The 14720-nt window shown below is 61.1% G+C and carries 7 protein-coding genes; 1 reads left to right on the forward strand and 6 read right to left on the reverse strand.

The features are described from left to right. Positions 1 to 645: methylenetetrahydrofolate reductase (locus L0H65_RS04705; protein ID WP_301457676.1), on the forward strand; the 645-nt coding region annotated here is incomplete at its 5' end. A 23-nt stretch (positions 646 to 668) separates the two neighbouring features. Here L0H65_RS04705 and L0H65_RS04710 read toward each other — a convergent pair. The 6 genes from L0H65_RS04710 to L0H65_RS04735 all read right to left on the reverse strand — a co-directional run. Next, positions 669 to 2219: a mercuric reductase gene (locus L0H65_RS04710; protein ID WP_301457677.1), complete on the reverse strand. Its 1551-nt coding sequence runs from the start codon at positions 2217 to 2219 to the stop codon at positions 669 to 671. Beyond that, a complete protein-coding gene (locus L0H65_RS04715) occupies positions 2212 to 3507 on the reverse strand; it encodes a glucoamylase family protein (RefSeq protein WP_301457678.1) in 1296 nt (431 codons plus the stop codon). The genes L0H65_RS04710 and L0H65_RS04715 overlap by 8 nt, the downstream gene beginning before the upstream one ends. A 3-nt stretch (positions 3508 to 3510) precedes the next feature. Continuing rightward, on the reverse strand, positions 3511 to 4953 hold the full coding sequence (locus L0H65_RS04720; RefSeq protein ID WP_301457679.1) for a glycosyl hydrolase: 1443 nt from the start codon (positions 4951 to 4953) through the stop codon (positions 3511 to 3513). Positions 4954 to 5061: 108 nt separating this feature from the next. Beyond that, entirely contained in the window at positions 5062 to 7344 is a 2283-nt protein-coding gene (locus L0H65_RS04725) for a hypothetical protein (protein WP_301457680.1), read from the reverse strand. Then, a complete protein-coding gene (locus L0H65_RS04730; RefSeq protein WP_301457681.1) occupies positions 7280 to 13375 on the reverse strand; it encodes a glucoamylase family protein in 6096 nt (2031 codons plus the stop codon). Before L0H65_RS04730 ends, L0H65_RS04725 begins: the two co-directional genes overlap by 65 nt. A gap of 638 nt (positions 13376 to 14013) precedes the next feature. Next, the coding region (locus L0H65_RS04735; RefSeq protein ID WP_301457682.1) for a response regulator at positions 14014 to 14720 on the reverse strand (707 nt) is incomplete at its 5' end.

Genomic DNA, 14720 nt, shown 5'->3' on the forward strand with positions numbered 1-14720 from the left:
GCCGCGATGGGGGTCCGCAATGTGCTGTGTCTGACGGGGGACGGGGTTGGCGTCGGCGACCAGCCGGGGGCAAAGCCGGTGTTTGATTTCGACAGCCTGACGCTGCTGCGCACTATCCGCACCATGCGGGATGACGGCGTTTTGCTGTCTGGGCGGCGCATTTCCAGCCCGCCGCGCATGTTCCTTGGTGCGGCGGAAAACCCTTGCGTGCCACCCTATGACTGGCGACCGGAACGGCTTGGCAAGAAGGTGGAGGCGGGGGCGGAGTTCATCCAGACCAATTACATCTTTGACATGCCATCGTTTGAAAAATTCATGGCGCGCGTCCGCGATCTTGGCCTCGACAAGCGGGTTTTTATTCTGGCGGGGGTCGGCCCGCTTGCCTCTGCCAAGGCGGCACGCTGGATGCGTTCAAACGTGCCGGGCATTCATATCCCCGATCACGTCATCGAACGGTTGGAAAAGGCAGCCAAACCCGCCGACGAAGGCAAAAAGCTGTGCATTGAGCTTATTCAGGCCATGCGTGAGGTTTCGGGCATTTCGGGCATTCATGTCATGGCATACCGCCGCGAACATCAGGTTTCGGAGATCATCACCGAATCCGGGATCTTGAAAAACCGCAACCGAACCGTTGCGCGCCTCTGACGGGTCGCCGTGCCGACGATGCGCTACCCCGCGCGCCGCATCAGCGACATCCACCAACCCGAAAGCCGCCGCAGGCGGGGTGTCAAACGATCCGCGCGGCAGGCATCGGCGGCGGATTTGATTGCCGCACTTTGCGTCGGATAGGCGTGGATCACACCGGACAAGGCGCGCAACCCGATGCGGCGCTGCATCGCCAAGGTGATCTCATTCAGCATCTCGCCTGCGTGGCGGGCGACGACGGTGGCACCGATGATGCGGTCGGTTCCCTGACGGACATGGATTTTGACAAAGCCGGTTTCCTCACCATCCGTCACGGCGCGGTCAACCTGATGCATCAGGACCGTGTAGGTCTTGACCGCGATCCCCTGGCTGATCGCCTGATCGACATAAAGCCCGACATGCGCAATTGCCGGATCGGTGAACGTACACCACGGGATTGTCAGGCGGCTGTAGCGCCCACGCCCGAAGAAAAGCGCATTGCGCACCGCAAGACGCGCCGCCGCATCGGCAACATGGGTGAACATGAAGCCACCGCACACATCGCCCGCCGCAAAGATGCGCCGGTTGCTGGTTCGCATGTGGTCATCGACCCTGATCCCGGTTTCGGGATCGGCGGCCACGCCTGCCGCCTCAAGGCCAAGGCCGACAATCCGGGGGGTGCGACCCACGCCGGTCAACACCTCGTCCACCGTAATCGAAAAGGGGTCGCCGCCGGTGGTCAACGCAATTTCCTTGCCTTGCGCGGTTTGTCGTGCGCCGACGGCTGTGGTGTTCAGATGAATCTCGATCCCGTCGCGGGCCAGCGATTCAGACAGGAATTGTGCCGCGTCCCGCTCCTCACGCGGCAGGAACTTCGGGGCGTTCTGGATAAGGACAACCCTGACGCCGAGACGGCACAGAGCCTGCGCCATTTCGCACCCCAATGGGCCACCACCGATCACCATGATGCTTTTGGGCAGGGTATCGCGATTGAACAATGTCTCCACGGTCAGATAGCCGATGTCTTGCAGACCCGGCACATCCGGCTGGCGCAAAGCACCGCCGGTTGCGACGATGGCACGGGAAAAACGGATGGTTTGATCGCCAACGCGAAGTGAGCGACGGTTCGCAAAGCAGCCATTTCCGAAGAAAACGTCAATCCCCTCAGAGCGCAGCCGGTCAGCCGATTCCATCCGGCTTATCCGCGCCTGTGCCTTGCGCACACGGGCAAGCGCCAGGGCCGGATCGAATATTGTATCCGGGGCATGGACGCCGAAATGACTCGCGTGACGCATATCGGAAAACACTTGCCCGCTGCGGATGATGGCCTTGGTCGGGACGCAGCCGATATTGGTGCAATCGCCCCCGATCGCCCCCGCCTCGATCAACGCGACACGCGCACCAAGCCGGGCGGCAATCCGCGCCGCGGTCAATCCTGCCGGGCCTGCGCCGATCACCGCAAGGTTGTAGCACTTCGCAGGGTCGGGGTTTTGCCAGTTGGCGGGGCGCAGGTTGCGTTCCAGCTCACGCCGGGGGTCGGTCGGGTCATGGTCGAAACTTGTCGGACTGGCAGGTTCGCTGATCGGGTTATCCATCGAGCCAACTCCCTTTGAACCCGGCGCGCCGCAGTCCACGGCGGCACAGCGCCGAGTGGCGCATCAGCGCCCAGATTTCCCCGCTTCGATGGTTTTCAAGCATCAGGACCAGCAGCCCCTGATCCAACCCGTAAATCCGTGGCGAAACCCAACCTTCCGGACCATCGCCGGGCAGACTGGGGTTGAAGGCACCCAAAAACCGATTGTCGCGCATCATGCCCGGATACTGCCGCAGCATTTCGCGCAAAGCACTCATTGCGGTGCGGGGCGCGAAGGGTAACGCCGCCGCCGGCGCCCAACCCGCGATGGTCCCGTCATCAGGCCCATATGGCGCACCCCTTGCCGAATAGGACAGGAAATAACGCCCGATATCGTCGGCGCTGTCCATCGGCCCGCCGAGGCCGTCACAAGCGGTGAAACCCCAACAATCTGCACTGTACCCGGCAAACCCGCGCGGGTTGATCCGCGCGTATTCGCTTTGTATCTGCACGGCACGGGCGGAATTCTCAAAATATGTAACCCGTTTTTCGTGATTGAACCCGTCAGAAATCGCGCGGAAATCCAGCCAGGCATGGGAAAAGATGTGGATGAAAAGCGGCCCGGCATACAGCACGTCATACCCGTAGATCTGTTCCCATTGATAGGTGACACGCCATGCCTGATAGCTGTCTCGCGGGATCGGATGGGTGTCGGATGCCAACGCCAGAACATACAGGATCAGCGCCTCGGAATAGCCTTCCCAGTCATAGCGGATGAAGCCGGTTTCGGGATGCCAGCCCTGCGACAGGGTTCCGCCCTGATCCAGCGCCCATGTCCAGTCCACGGCTGCCAGCAGCGCGCGCGAGAGGCGGCGGATATCAGCCTCCTCGGGCGTGTCGGCGTCGAAATAGCAGGCGGCGGTTTCGAACCCTGCCAGCAAAAGCGCGGTGTCGATCAGGGACAATTCGCAATTCCAGACCCGGCAGCCGTGCTCCATATCAAGAAAGTGATAAAAGAAGCCCTGATGCCCGGTGCCGCGATGGTCGCCACCCTGTTCGGCGCTGATGAAAAAGCGCAACGTGGCGAGGGTCAGCGCGCGCGCGTGATCGCGGCTGATCCAGCCACGACTGGCCCCGACGGGCCAGGACGACAGCGCAAAACCGACAACCGCGATACTGCACGGCGCGCCGGGGTCGGAATTGTCGGGAACCAACCCGTTCTCGGGGTTCACATTTTCCACCAGCCAGTTGAATGCAGCCTGCTGGAGCGTATCGAGCAGCGCGTCATCCTCAAGGTCGGCCAAAGTCAACGCCTAGCCTCCCTCGCCATCAAGTTCGATCAGGGTGACGGATTGCGGCTGCACCGTGATATCCATTGTGACTTGCCCGCCCTTCGGGTCGACCTTTTGTGGTTGCCAGACCAGTTGCGAGGCCTTCTGCAACTCCGCCACGTCGGAGGGCGTTGGATAATCCGGTGCACCCATTGCCTGCCAATGCGCCTTTGCGTTGGCGTGGTCCGCGTCGATGCGGCGGATGCGCGCCTTGCTTGGTCCATTGGCACCGGTCAGGTGCAGCGTGACCTTCTCGGTCGAGATCGCATGACGCGGCAGCGCGAGATTGACGAGAAGCACCGAGACACGGTTCCTGCCGCTGACAACCCATGCCTTCACCGTCTCATGCGTGCCTGTCACTGCATGAATCCGGTCGCCCAAATCGTGCAGAATTTCATATCCACGATAGGCTGGCTTCGGGATGCCGTGAATGTTCATCAGCCCGAAACCACCATGAAAGGGCGCAGAGGGGAAATAGTTTTCCTCGAAGATGTCTGAGAAGGTCCAATAGCTGTAGGCATCCACGATGCCTTGCTGCTCCATCACCGCCCGGACGATATATGCGGCGGCATAGGGATCATCGTGCAGCGTGTCGCGCGGGTTCGATGAGGTGCTCCATTCGGTGTAGAACAGCGGCAGATCGCCGATTTTGGCCCGCACCGCAGCGCTTTGTTCGGCCAATACGCCGAGATGACTCGCGGCGAGTTGTGCTTCGGTATCATCGCCGGGTTTGCCGAAATCATCGGTGGGATAATGGTGGGTGCTGACGAAATCGGGCGCGGCATCATTGTCGGCGCAGAACTTCAGGAAATCGTCGATCCACGAATTGGAGGATGTTGCCGGACCACCGACCTGCAAACTGGCGTCCACCGCTTTGATCGCCTCCCGCGTCACGCGGTAAAGCTGGAAGTAGTCCGCCTGTGTCCCGGTCCAGAATGCCGAAAGGTTGGGTTCGTTCCAAACCTCGAAATGCCAGGAACGAACCTCCTTTGCGCCATAGCGTTCCGTCCAGTGCCGCACCAGCCGCCCGATCAGTTCCGCCCATTGGCCATAATCCCTCGGCGGGGTGATGTTGGCCTTGTAATGGAACACGATATCGCCGCCCGACGACAGGGCAAGCGGCATGAAGCTGAGTTCGACAAAGGGTTTCATGCCCTTTGACAGCAGAAAGTCAAAGATCGCATCGGCATTGTGGAAAGAGTAGAGAAGCTGGTCGTTCTGATCCGTTAACGTGCCGACATCATCCGACAAAAGTCCATGAAACCGGACATTGCGAAAGCCGAGGTCTGCGTGACAGCGCACAAGATCGCGTTGCCAATCCGCGCGCAGGGCAAGCAGCGCGTGACCGCTGCCGACGCAATGCTCCCATGTGTGGGGGAAGGGTTGCGATGGCGCGGTCAGATCACAGGTGAATGTTGCAGACATGATGGGCTCCTTTCAGCGAAGGATGGTCGTGGCGACGGCAGAGATGCACGGTAGAAAAGGCCAATATCGTCCTGATGTATGGCCGCAGGAAAAAGTTATTCTGCTTCGTCATAGCGCAAATCCTTTGGTTGCATCGACGGTTTCGCCATTGATGCGCGCCACGCCCCCGGCCACGACAATCCGGAAGGTTTTACCCTCCAGCAGCAGCGTCGCCTCAAAGCCGGGCCAGTTTGACGGCAGCATCGGGGTGACAAACAGACGGCCATCGCGCCTGCGGATGCCGAGGATCGCCTCCACCGCCGCGCGGTAAAGCCAACCGCCCGAGCCAGTGTACCAGGTCCAGCCGCCGCGCCCGATCTTGTCATCCGCGCCGTAGATATCGGCGGCGGCGACATAAGGCTCCACCCGGTAGTGATCGGCGGCATCGTGGGTCAGGGAATGGTTGATCGGGTTCAGCATGTCGAAGCATCGTTTCGCATCATCGCCCCGCCCGAGCATCGCGAGCGCATAGACCGCCCAGGTCGCCGCATGGGTGTATTGGCCACCGTTTTCGCGGACACCGGGCGGATAGCCTTTGATATAGCCAGGCTCCTTCGGGGTATCGGCGAAGGGTGGGGTGAACAGGCGGACGATATCGGCATCATCATCAACCAGATGTTCGAGTACCTGATCCATCACGGCGTTTTGTCGCGCGGGATCACCCTGCTCGGACATCACGCTCCACGATTGCGCGATGGAATCGATTTTGCATTCGTCGCTTTGCTGTGAGCCCAAAGGCGTTCCGTCGTCGTAATAACCACGCCGGTATTGCGCACCATCCCAACCGGAGCTTTCGATGGACTGCTTGAGGTTTGCCAGATGGTCGCGCCAGCGCCCCGCGCGCTCCGCCTCGCCCCGCGCCTCGGCGACCGGGGAGAAAACATCGAGCGCATGGGCCAGAAACCAACTGAGCCAGACGCTTTCGCCGCGACCATCTTCGCCGACGCGGTTCATGCCATCGTTCCAGTCGCCACCCAGCATCAGGGCCAAACCGCGCTCACCCGTCCTTTTGATGGCAAGGTCAAGCGCGCGGGCGGCATGTTCAAAGACACTCGCGGTCTGATCGGAAGTTTCGGGCTGGAAGAACCGGTCATGTTCGCCTGCCTCCAGTTCCGGGCCGGTCAGGAACGGCAACACCTCATCAAGGATCGCGGTGTCGCCGGTGCTGTCGATATATTGCGTGATGCCATAGGTCAGCCACACCACATCATCGGAAATCATCGTGCGCACGCCGGCGCCGGTTTCCGGCAACCACCAGTGCTGGACATCGCCTTGCGGGAACTGTCGACCCGCCGCATGAAGGATCTGCTCGCGCGCCAGTGAGGGGTCATGCAGCATTAGCGACAGCGTATCCTGAAGCTGGTCGCGAAACCCGTAAGCACCACTGGCCTGATAGAACGCCGACCGCGCCCGCAACCGGCACGCGAGCGTCTGATAGGGCAACCAGCGATTGACCATGATGTCAAATGCCGGGTCCGGTGTGGTGACGTGCAGCACGTTCAGGAAATCATCCCATTCCTGTGTGGTCGCCGCCATCACCCCATCACAACCCGCGCGCCGATGCTTGTGCGCCAACGCAATCGCCGCGTGGCGGCCTGCGGCATCGCCCATCAACAACGTCACGGTGCGGCTTGCACCAGCGGCGACTTCAAGATCAATGGCCAGCGCCGCACAAGGATCACCGATCGGCGTCTTTGCGTCGAAAAGTGCCATGCCACGGGCCACGGCGTCAGGCAGCAGCGTTGATCCCCTGCCCAGAAAAGCCACGCGATCCATGGTGAACGAAGACAGCGGCGCATCGCTGGTCAGAAATGCCATGCGTCCGGGAAACTGGGTTGAAAACGGGTTCTCGACCATCAGGATGCCGTCACTTTCATCGGTGCGCAGCATTGGCACTGTCTTGTCGCGGTTGTTGCCCATCACCCATTCCGCATAACAATAGAGCCGTAGCCGACGTGGTTTCGCCCCGGTGTTGGTAACCGAAAGCCGCGTGAATTTGATGGGATCGGTGGGGTCAACGATCTGCGTCGCCTCAACGACCAAACCGGTATCGGTGCCGGTGAAGCGCGACAGCCCCGCGCTGTGGCTGGCCTCGAAATGCAGCGTCGGCCGAGACGAGAGCGCAGCAAAGGGAGTGAAGACCTCAAGGCTGTCAAGGTCGGTCAGATGGATCGTCTCACCCGGTCGGTTCGTCACCGGATCATTGGACCACGGCGTCAGGTGGTGATCACGCGAATTGCGGCTCCATGTGAAACCCGCACCCTCTGCCGAGACATGGAAGCCGAAATCACCGTTGGAAATGACGTTGATCCACGGTTGCGGGGTCGCCTCGCCGCTGCCCAGACGTGACATAATCGCGCCCACCGTCCGAGAAACCACCATACCCATTCCAGAACAAAAGGTTGCCGGCCTGCGTGGGTGGGATGGGTGAAACCGGCCGCCGCACGGGAACGGCTGGCTCCGATGCCGGGGCCGCGCCGATCTGGAGGTCGGCCAGCGCCTCTGCCCGGTCAATCTGGGCCGAAAGCGCGCCGTTGCGGGCATGCAGAACGATCCGCGCAGCTGCCAGAAGTGCGTCATATGAGACATCCGCCAGCGTATCGCGGCGCAGTGTGAAGATATGGTTGCGCGACGACGGCACCTGACTGCGCGCGCGGGTGTTTTCGGCAATCGCCTCGATCATCGTTTGCAGATCCTGCACATAGGAGGCACCGCGTTCATTGATGATCACGAGATCGGTCGCCAATCCGCGGCCATGAAAATAGTTTTGTGCCCGCAGTGCTTTCTGCACTGCCGCGATGTCGTCGACTGCATCAATGCGCAGCACCATGATGGGATGGTCGCCGGAAATGCCCATCGGCCATAGTGCGGATTGTGGTGCTGCTGTACCAATCTCCGCCGATTCCGTCAGCACCGGGTCGGGCCAGATGAGATAGGAAGCCAGCCGCTTGAACAGCACCGCCTCGGTCAGGTCGCTGTTGGCGTGGCGCAACTGGATTTGCGACCGGGTCCAGGCCTGCATCGCCTCATAGGCGAAGATTTCCTCATGGGTAAAGTAGGCAACGGCTTCGTCGATTTCGGCACGGCTCGGGGCCGCGATGGTCCAGAAGATCAGCCGCACTTTCTGCCCGGCGGGAACCAGCACCGTCCGGCGCAAGGCAAAAACCGGATCAAGCGTGAAACCGTCGGTTCCCTCAAGTCGGGCGCCCGGATCAAACGCCGCCGCAGTGCCAAGGCTGCGCCCCCGTCCGACGAACCGCCGCCGGTCGGTTTCCGCCTGCGGTTCGCCCACCGCGGCACCGCAGTCAACCATCATATGTGCGACCCGCATCGCCGGCTCCTGACCGGTGCGCGGATTGCGCCGGGCGTGGATGACCCGCCGGTTTGCGTCAATCTCGGTGTGCAGGAACATGCGCGAAAACACCGGATGCGCGAAATCGGCATCGGCAGGCCCGATCACGGGCTCCGCGTAGGAAGTCACCTCGATCAGCCGGTCGCGCGATCCAGTGTTGGTCAGCGTCAGCCGCCTGCCTTCGGCGTCGCGATCACTGCTGACGATCACATCCACCCGCGCGCTGAGCTTGGCCGTATGGCAATGATACTCCACCTTGCTGTCGGAGATCACGGTCCGGGTCGCGGCGCCGGAAATGCCGCGCGGATCGGCGGTTGTTGACCACCATTGATCGGTTTCGGTATCACGCAGGAAGATAAACGGCCCGGACCCCGGTTCGACGCAATCGGGCCGCCAACGGGTCACAGCCTGACCGTTCCACGTTGCGCGCCCCGCGCCGCGAGACGACAGCAGCAGGGAATAATGCCCGTTTGACAGCAAGGCCGCCGCGTTGGGCTGTGCCGAGGGGTTTTCGATTGTCGTGTTTTCGCGTGCCGACAATTCGGCCCGGCCCCGGACGGGTTCGGCATCCAGTCGTGCGATCTTGCGCGGGACTGCGCGCGGGGCGCGTTCCTGCAACAAAAGCTCCGCCGCCTCTATCACCGCATCCGAATGAAAGCGTTCGCGCAATCGGCCCTGATGCACGACATTGCAAATGGCAGTGATCGACATACCGTGATGATGCGCCATGAAGTTGCGCACCAGCACATGGCTTTCATTCTCCGGCACGCGGGCAGGGGTGAAATCCACCGCGTCATAAAAGCCGTATTTCCCCACTGCGCCGAGACCCTGCAACCGCGCCAGGTTGGCGACCGCAGCGGCGGGACGGAACTGGCTGGCAAGGATCGTGGCATATGGCGCGACCACGGCCTGACTGGCAAGCCCGCGCTTCATCCCGAGCGAGGGGACGCCGAAGGTTTGGTATTGATAGGTCATCTCCGGGTCACGCGCATTGAACGCGCTTTCGGATACGCCCCAAGGAAAGCCGCGCCGACGGCCATGGTCGATCTGGCGGCGCACCGACAACCGGTTGCTCTGGTTCAGGATGCCGCCTTGTTGTTCCTGCATCACCAGTGTCGGCATCAGGTATTCAAACATTGACCCCGACCATGACATCAGCGACCCGCGCGCACCAACCGGAACGATGGGCCGCCCAAGGCGGAACCAGTGTTCGGTCGGCAGATCACCTTTCGCAATGCCGAAAAAGCTGGTCAGCCGCGCCTCGGACGCCAGAAGGTCATAGACGGATTCGTCCATCCTGTCGTCATCGACGCGGTAGCCGATCGACAGCAGCAACCGTTCGCGGCGCAGCAGAAACGCAAAATCCATTTTGAACGCCATCTCACGGGTTTTCTGTGCGACCGCTTCCAGCCGGCGGCGCATTTCGTTGCGCAGCTCGCGTGACATGGTGGCATCGGCGATATGCGCCTGACAGTCGCGCACCAGCGCCTGCGCCCAGTCCACGACCGACCGGCTGGCGGGGGAGGCGATTTCGCCGTCATAGTCCCGCGCCATGGTTTCGATTTCCGCCGCGATCACCGACAGACCCAGCACGCGAACCGAAACCAGTTCCGGCTTCTGCTTCAGAACGTCCAATGCGGATTGGAAATCCGCGAGCCGTTGCGTCAGATGATGCCGCAAGGGGCGCATGGTCCGGCGATCATCCGGGATCGCGTTGATCTCATCTTCAAGGACACCGGCGCAATCGCCCAGGCCGTCAAGCCCCAGAACCTGATAGGCCACGAAGGCTTCGGCCCAATCGCGACAGGCTGCGGAAACCGCGACCAGATGCCCTGCAAGATTGCCGCTGTCCACGGTGGAGACATAGCGCGGCGATAGCGGAGCCGCCCGCCGCGTATCATACCAGTTCAGGAAATGGCCGTGATGGGTTTCCAGCCGCCCCATCGTCTCGACCGTCCGTTCCAGACGTGTGACCGTATCGACCAACCCGATCCAGCCGAGATCACGCGCCGCAACGACTGACAACAGATAAAGCCCGATATTGGTCGGCGAGGTGCGTGGCGCGACCGTAGGCACCGGAATTTCCTGATAATTGTCGGGCGGTAGCCAGTTGTGTTCCTCGGTCACGAAGGCTTCGAAATAGGTCCATGTGCGGCGCCCGATCTGTCGCAGTGTCGCGCGGTCGGCGGTTGTGACGAAAAGCTGATCCTCGGTTTCGGCAGAGCGGCTTATCCACCACGCGATGAACGGCGCGGCTGTCCACAGGATGCCGAAATAAATCGCGACCGGCCAGGAGCCGTGCAGCACAAACACCACCGCAACGGCGGTGAGGCTGATCGCAACCGACCAGCGCATCGAGACCCAATAGGCGAAAGGTGAGGTGCGAACGAAACGCGGAGCAGCACCCGATGCCTGCCATTCGAGCATATTGCGATGGCTCAGCAATAGGCGGTAGAGCGTGCGCAGGATCGCGTCAACCATGACCGTCGCGGTATGGGCGATGAACGCGATGCGCAGCACGACTTGCGATGTGTTGGCCGAGATCAGATGTGCGAGGGTGCGGAAATAAGCCAGCGGGGCCGCCCCTTGCGGCGCGGTCAGCACCTCCCGGATCAGGCCGAGGGTCGGGGAAATGAACAGGCTGAGGATGAGGAAAGCCTGCCAGACAACCACGCCGCGGGTGCCCAGCACGATCCAGCCAAGGACGGAGGCGCCGACCCAAGCGACCGGAACAAGGCTGCGGCGCAGGTTGTCGATGATCTTCCAGCGTTGCAAGGCAGACATCGGCAAACGCGCACCTGACAGGAATGGCAGCAACTGCCAATCGCCGCGCGTCCAGCGGTGCTGGCGTGCAACCTCCGCCTCATAGCGGATCGGGAAATCTTCCACCAGTTCGACATCGGTGACCAAAGCGCAGCGCACCAATCCGCCCTCCAGCAGATCATGACTTAACACCGCATTCTCGGCGATCCCCTCTGCCGCCATCGCGCGAAAAGTGTCGATGTGATAAAGCCCCTTGCCGGTGAACGAACCCTCGCCGGTCAGATCCTGATAGACATCCGAAACCGCAAAGGCATAGGGGTCGAACCCCCGATCCAGCGAGAACACGCGCTGAAACACCGAAGCCTGCTTTCCCGTGGTCAACGAGGGCGTTACGCGGGGTTGCATCACGCCATAGCCGCGCCGGACGGTGCCGGTTTCTGCGTCAATCTGCGGGTGGTTCAGCGGATGCTCCATCTTGCCGACCAACCGCGTCACTGCGTCCCGCGTCATCCGTGTATCGGCATCAAGTGTCATGATGTATTTCACGTCATCGGGCAGCGGGTCATCATTCGGCAGATAGGTGGTCTCGGTATCCCCGCGCAACAGCGCGTCGAGTTCCATCAACTTGCCACGCTTGCGCTCCCATCCCATCCACACGCCCTGGCCGGGATTGTAAAGGCGGGCGCGATGCAGCAGGAAAAACCGGCGGCGGCCAAGCTGTGCATATTTGTGGTTCAGGTCGGAAATCCTTTGCCGCGCATGGGCCAGCAAGGCGTCGTCCTCTTCGCTGCGTTCATGCGCGCTGTCCGGCCAGTCGCTGAGCAAGGCAAAAGTAATTTCGCCTTTCGGGTTTGATAGGTGGTGAACCTCCAAAGTGCGGACCAGATCGTCGATCATATCCCGCGATCCGATCAGGCAGGGCACAGCGACCATGGTGCGGGCCTTCGTGGGTATCCCATCCTCATATTTGTATCCCACCAGCCGCGTTGGCCCCGTAGACATTGTGACCAGTGTATTGAACAGACCGATTGCCGCTTCACTTGCAGGCAGCAATGCCAGCAGTGTCAGCGTCAACGTCACGGTGCTCCCCGATGGGCCTCTTTCAAGCGCCGCAAAGGCCAATGCGACGAGCGCGAGCGTGATCGCCGTTACAGGACCCGCAATCGCCAGCCATCCGAGGGATTTGACCCAACGCCCGAGCGCCGCTCGCAGCGGCACCTTTGCCGACAGCGCCCGCTCAAGCTGCGGCCGATCCGGGCCGATGAAGAACGAACCCACATCCGCGATCACCGTCCCGCTTTGCCCCGCCGCGACCAGATCCAACGCTGCTTTTGCGACATCGACCTCATCGCGGCCCGACCAGCGCGAAAGCTCCTCCACCGCGCGGCGGTACTGGGTTTGCGAGCGGGAATCGAGGGCCGCGAAATCCGAGCCTTGCCGAAGTTCAGCGTCAACCACGCTGACCGCGACCAGCCAATCCGCCCAGTCGATATCATTCAGCGTCCGCAGGCTGCGAACGACATTTCCTATGCGCACATTGGCAGCGGTCTGGCGGTTCTGTTCGGCAATCAGAGCCTCATCCGAATTGCTGCCGCGCGCCTCCAGGTTGGATTCCAGCCAGTCGAGGGTTTCGCGCATGACCGCGCTGCTGCCGCCCAGCCGGTAAAGCAGTTGTCCGGCAAAAGCATCGTCAGCCGTGTAGTCAACATATTGCGCAAGGTCGAGCGCCGCATCACCAGATCCTTCGCTTCGTGCCGAATCATTGCGGGCCAATTCGTTGCGGGCCAGAACATCGGCCAGATCATTCGCATGTCCGCGCATCACGCGCGCCTGCTCAATGCTTTCGACGATGCGCGCAAGCTCATCCACCAGAACGAACCGCAGAACCGCTGGCGTGGCCCACAACTCACCGATCTTCAGCGGGCTGCATTCCTGATATCCGTCGATGATCGCCGACAATCGTTGCCGTGACAGTTCGAACAGGGAGTGTTGCGCGAAATGCCAAGCTATCTGCATGACGCGCGGAATGCGGGTGCCATTCGCCAATTCGACAACAGGCAATTGCCCGTAGAAACGCGGCGGCAAGTCCCGGCGCACCTGCGCGACGCTTTCCGCGATCAGCAGATAATTGTCGAGCAACCACTCAGCCGCAGGCGGGATCAGATCACCGGAAGCATTGGCAGCAAGATTGGCGCGATAAGCGTCCGATATCAGCAATCGGTCCGCTTCGAGATGTTCCCGAAACGACGCGCTTTTGAGGTCCGGCATGCCGCCGGCAGCCGATGAAGCAAGTGCGCGACCACACTCAACCAACTGGTCGACTGAATGATATGCCTTTTCTACAGGCGACGCATCGGCGAGGGTTCGAAACGGTCTTCGGTCCAGAAAATCAAGCCACGCCATCGGGATACCTGTTCAATCTTGTCGTGTCTCTTCGCGGATCATCATCCTGTCGCTTCCATGGTTGGACGCACGCAGGGGCGTAAGGAGAGCATCGGGAATAGCTTGCAAGCTGCAAATCCTTCGCCCGAAACCATCACCGCTCAGCCAGACGCATTGCGCGCCATGAACGATAGGTCCGGCTGTGCAACCGGACAATCGGGATTTCGCGAAATCATTTTAACTTGATCAGCCAACGGAGCTTCGGGAGCCGCAGAACCTTTGAGCCCCGCGCTTACCGACCCGTTGTGGTTCTGCGCGAGGGACTGGGACAGTATCACCCGGTCGAGTACTGTGTCCAAGAGGGCATTTGCCGCCCCCTGCGGAGGTAATGATTTTGCCAACATCGGACTTCCCCTATCCAGTGGCCACAGGATCAGAACCTGCGAGAGTGGCAAAAGTTCCACGAAAAGGTTGAACCGGACGCAAGATCAACAGCGGTGCCGCAGACAGCCTAGCAGACGAAATCACAGGGTCGCGGTATCCTCAAGTGCCGCGCCGCGATCAAACAACGCAGCGACCTCGATCAGCAACGCATTGTCGGAAAAGGGTTTCCCCAAGATCTTGCAGTTCCCCAGAGTGGCGGCGGAGGGCACGTCGACGCCGCCTGTCGCAAAGATCACCGGCAATTTTGGGGTAATTTCACGCGCCAACCGCGCCAGTTCTTCGCCGGTCTGGTCAGGCAACCCTATATCGGTGATCAGCAGTGACACCGGCTCCGCCGCCATCATGTCCAACGCTTTTTTCGCGGTTCCGGCTTCCAACACCTGATAGCCATGCTCGCGCAGCACTTCCGCGATGTTCATCCGGATCAGTACGTCATCCTCACAGATCAGCACCGGCGCGGCTTTTTCGGGGTAATCAAGAGCTATTTTCGAATGCGCCGCGGATGGTACGACATCGGGCGGAAAGGAAACCTTTTCCGCCCCGGCGGTGCCGAGCAGATCACGGATTTTCTGCGCCAGCGTGGCTTGGGTATAGGGCTTCACCAGCAACTGCACTTCGGCATCCAAGCGCCCGCCATGGACAATGGAATCCTGCACGAAACCAGAGGTGAACAGCACCGACAATCCCGGACGCAAATCCAGTGCTTTTTCGGCGAGCTCCCGGCTGGTGGTTTCACCGGGCATCACCACATCGGTAAACAAAAGGTCGACTTTTGCGTTGCTTTGCA

Origin of the sequence: Pseudorhodobacter sp. (genome assembly GCF_030452865.1) — a bacterium.
In the GTDB taxonomy this organism is placed as follows: domain Bacteria; phylum Pseudomonadota; class Alphaproteobacteria; order Rhodobacterales; family Rhodobacteraceae; genus Pseudorhodobacter.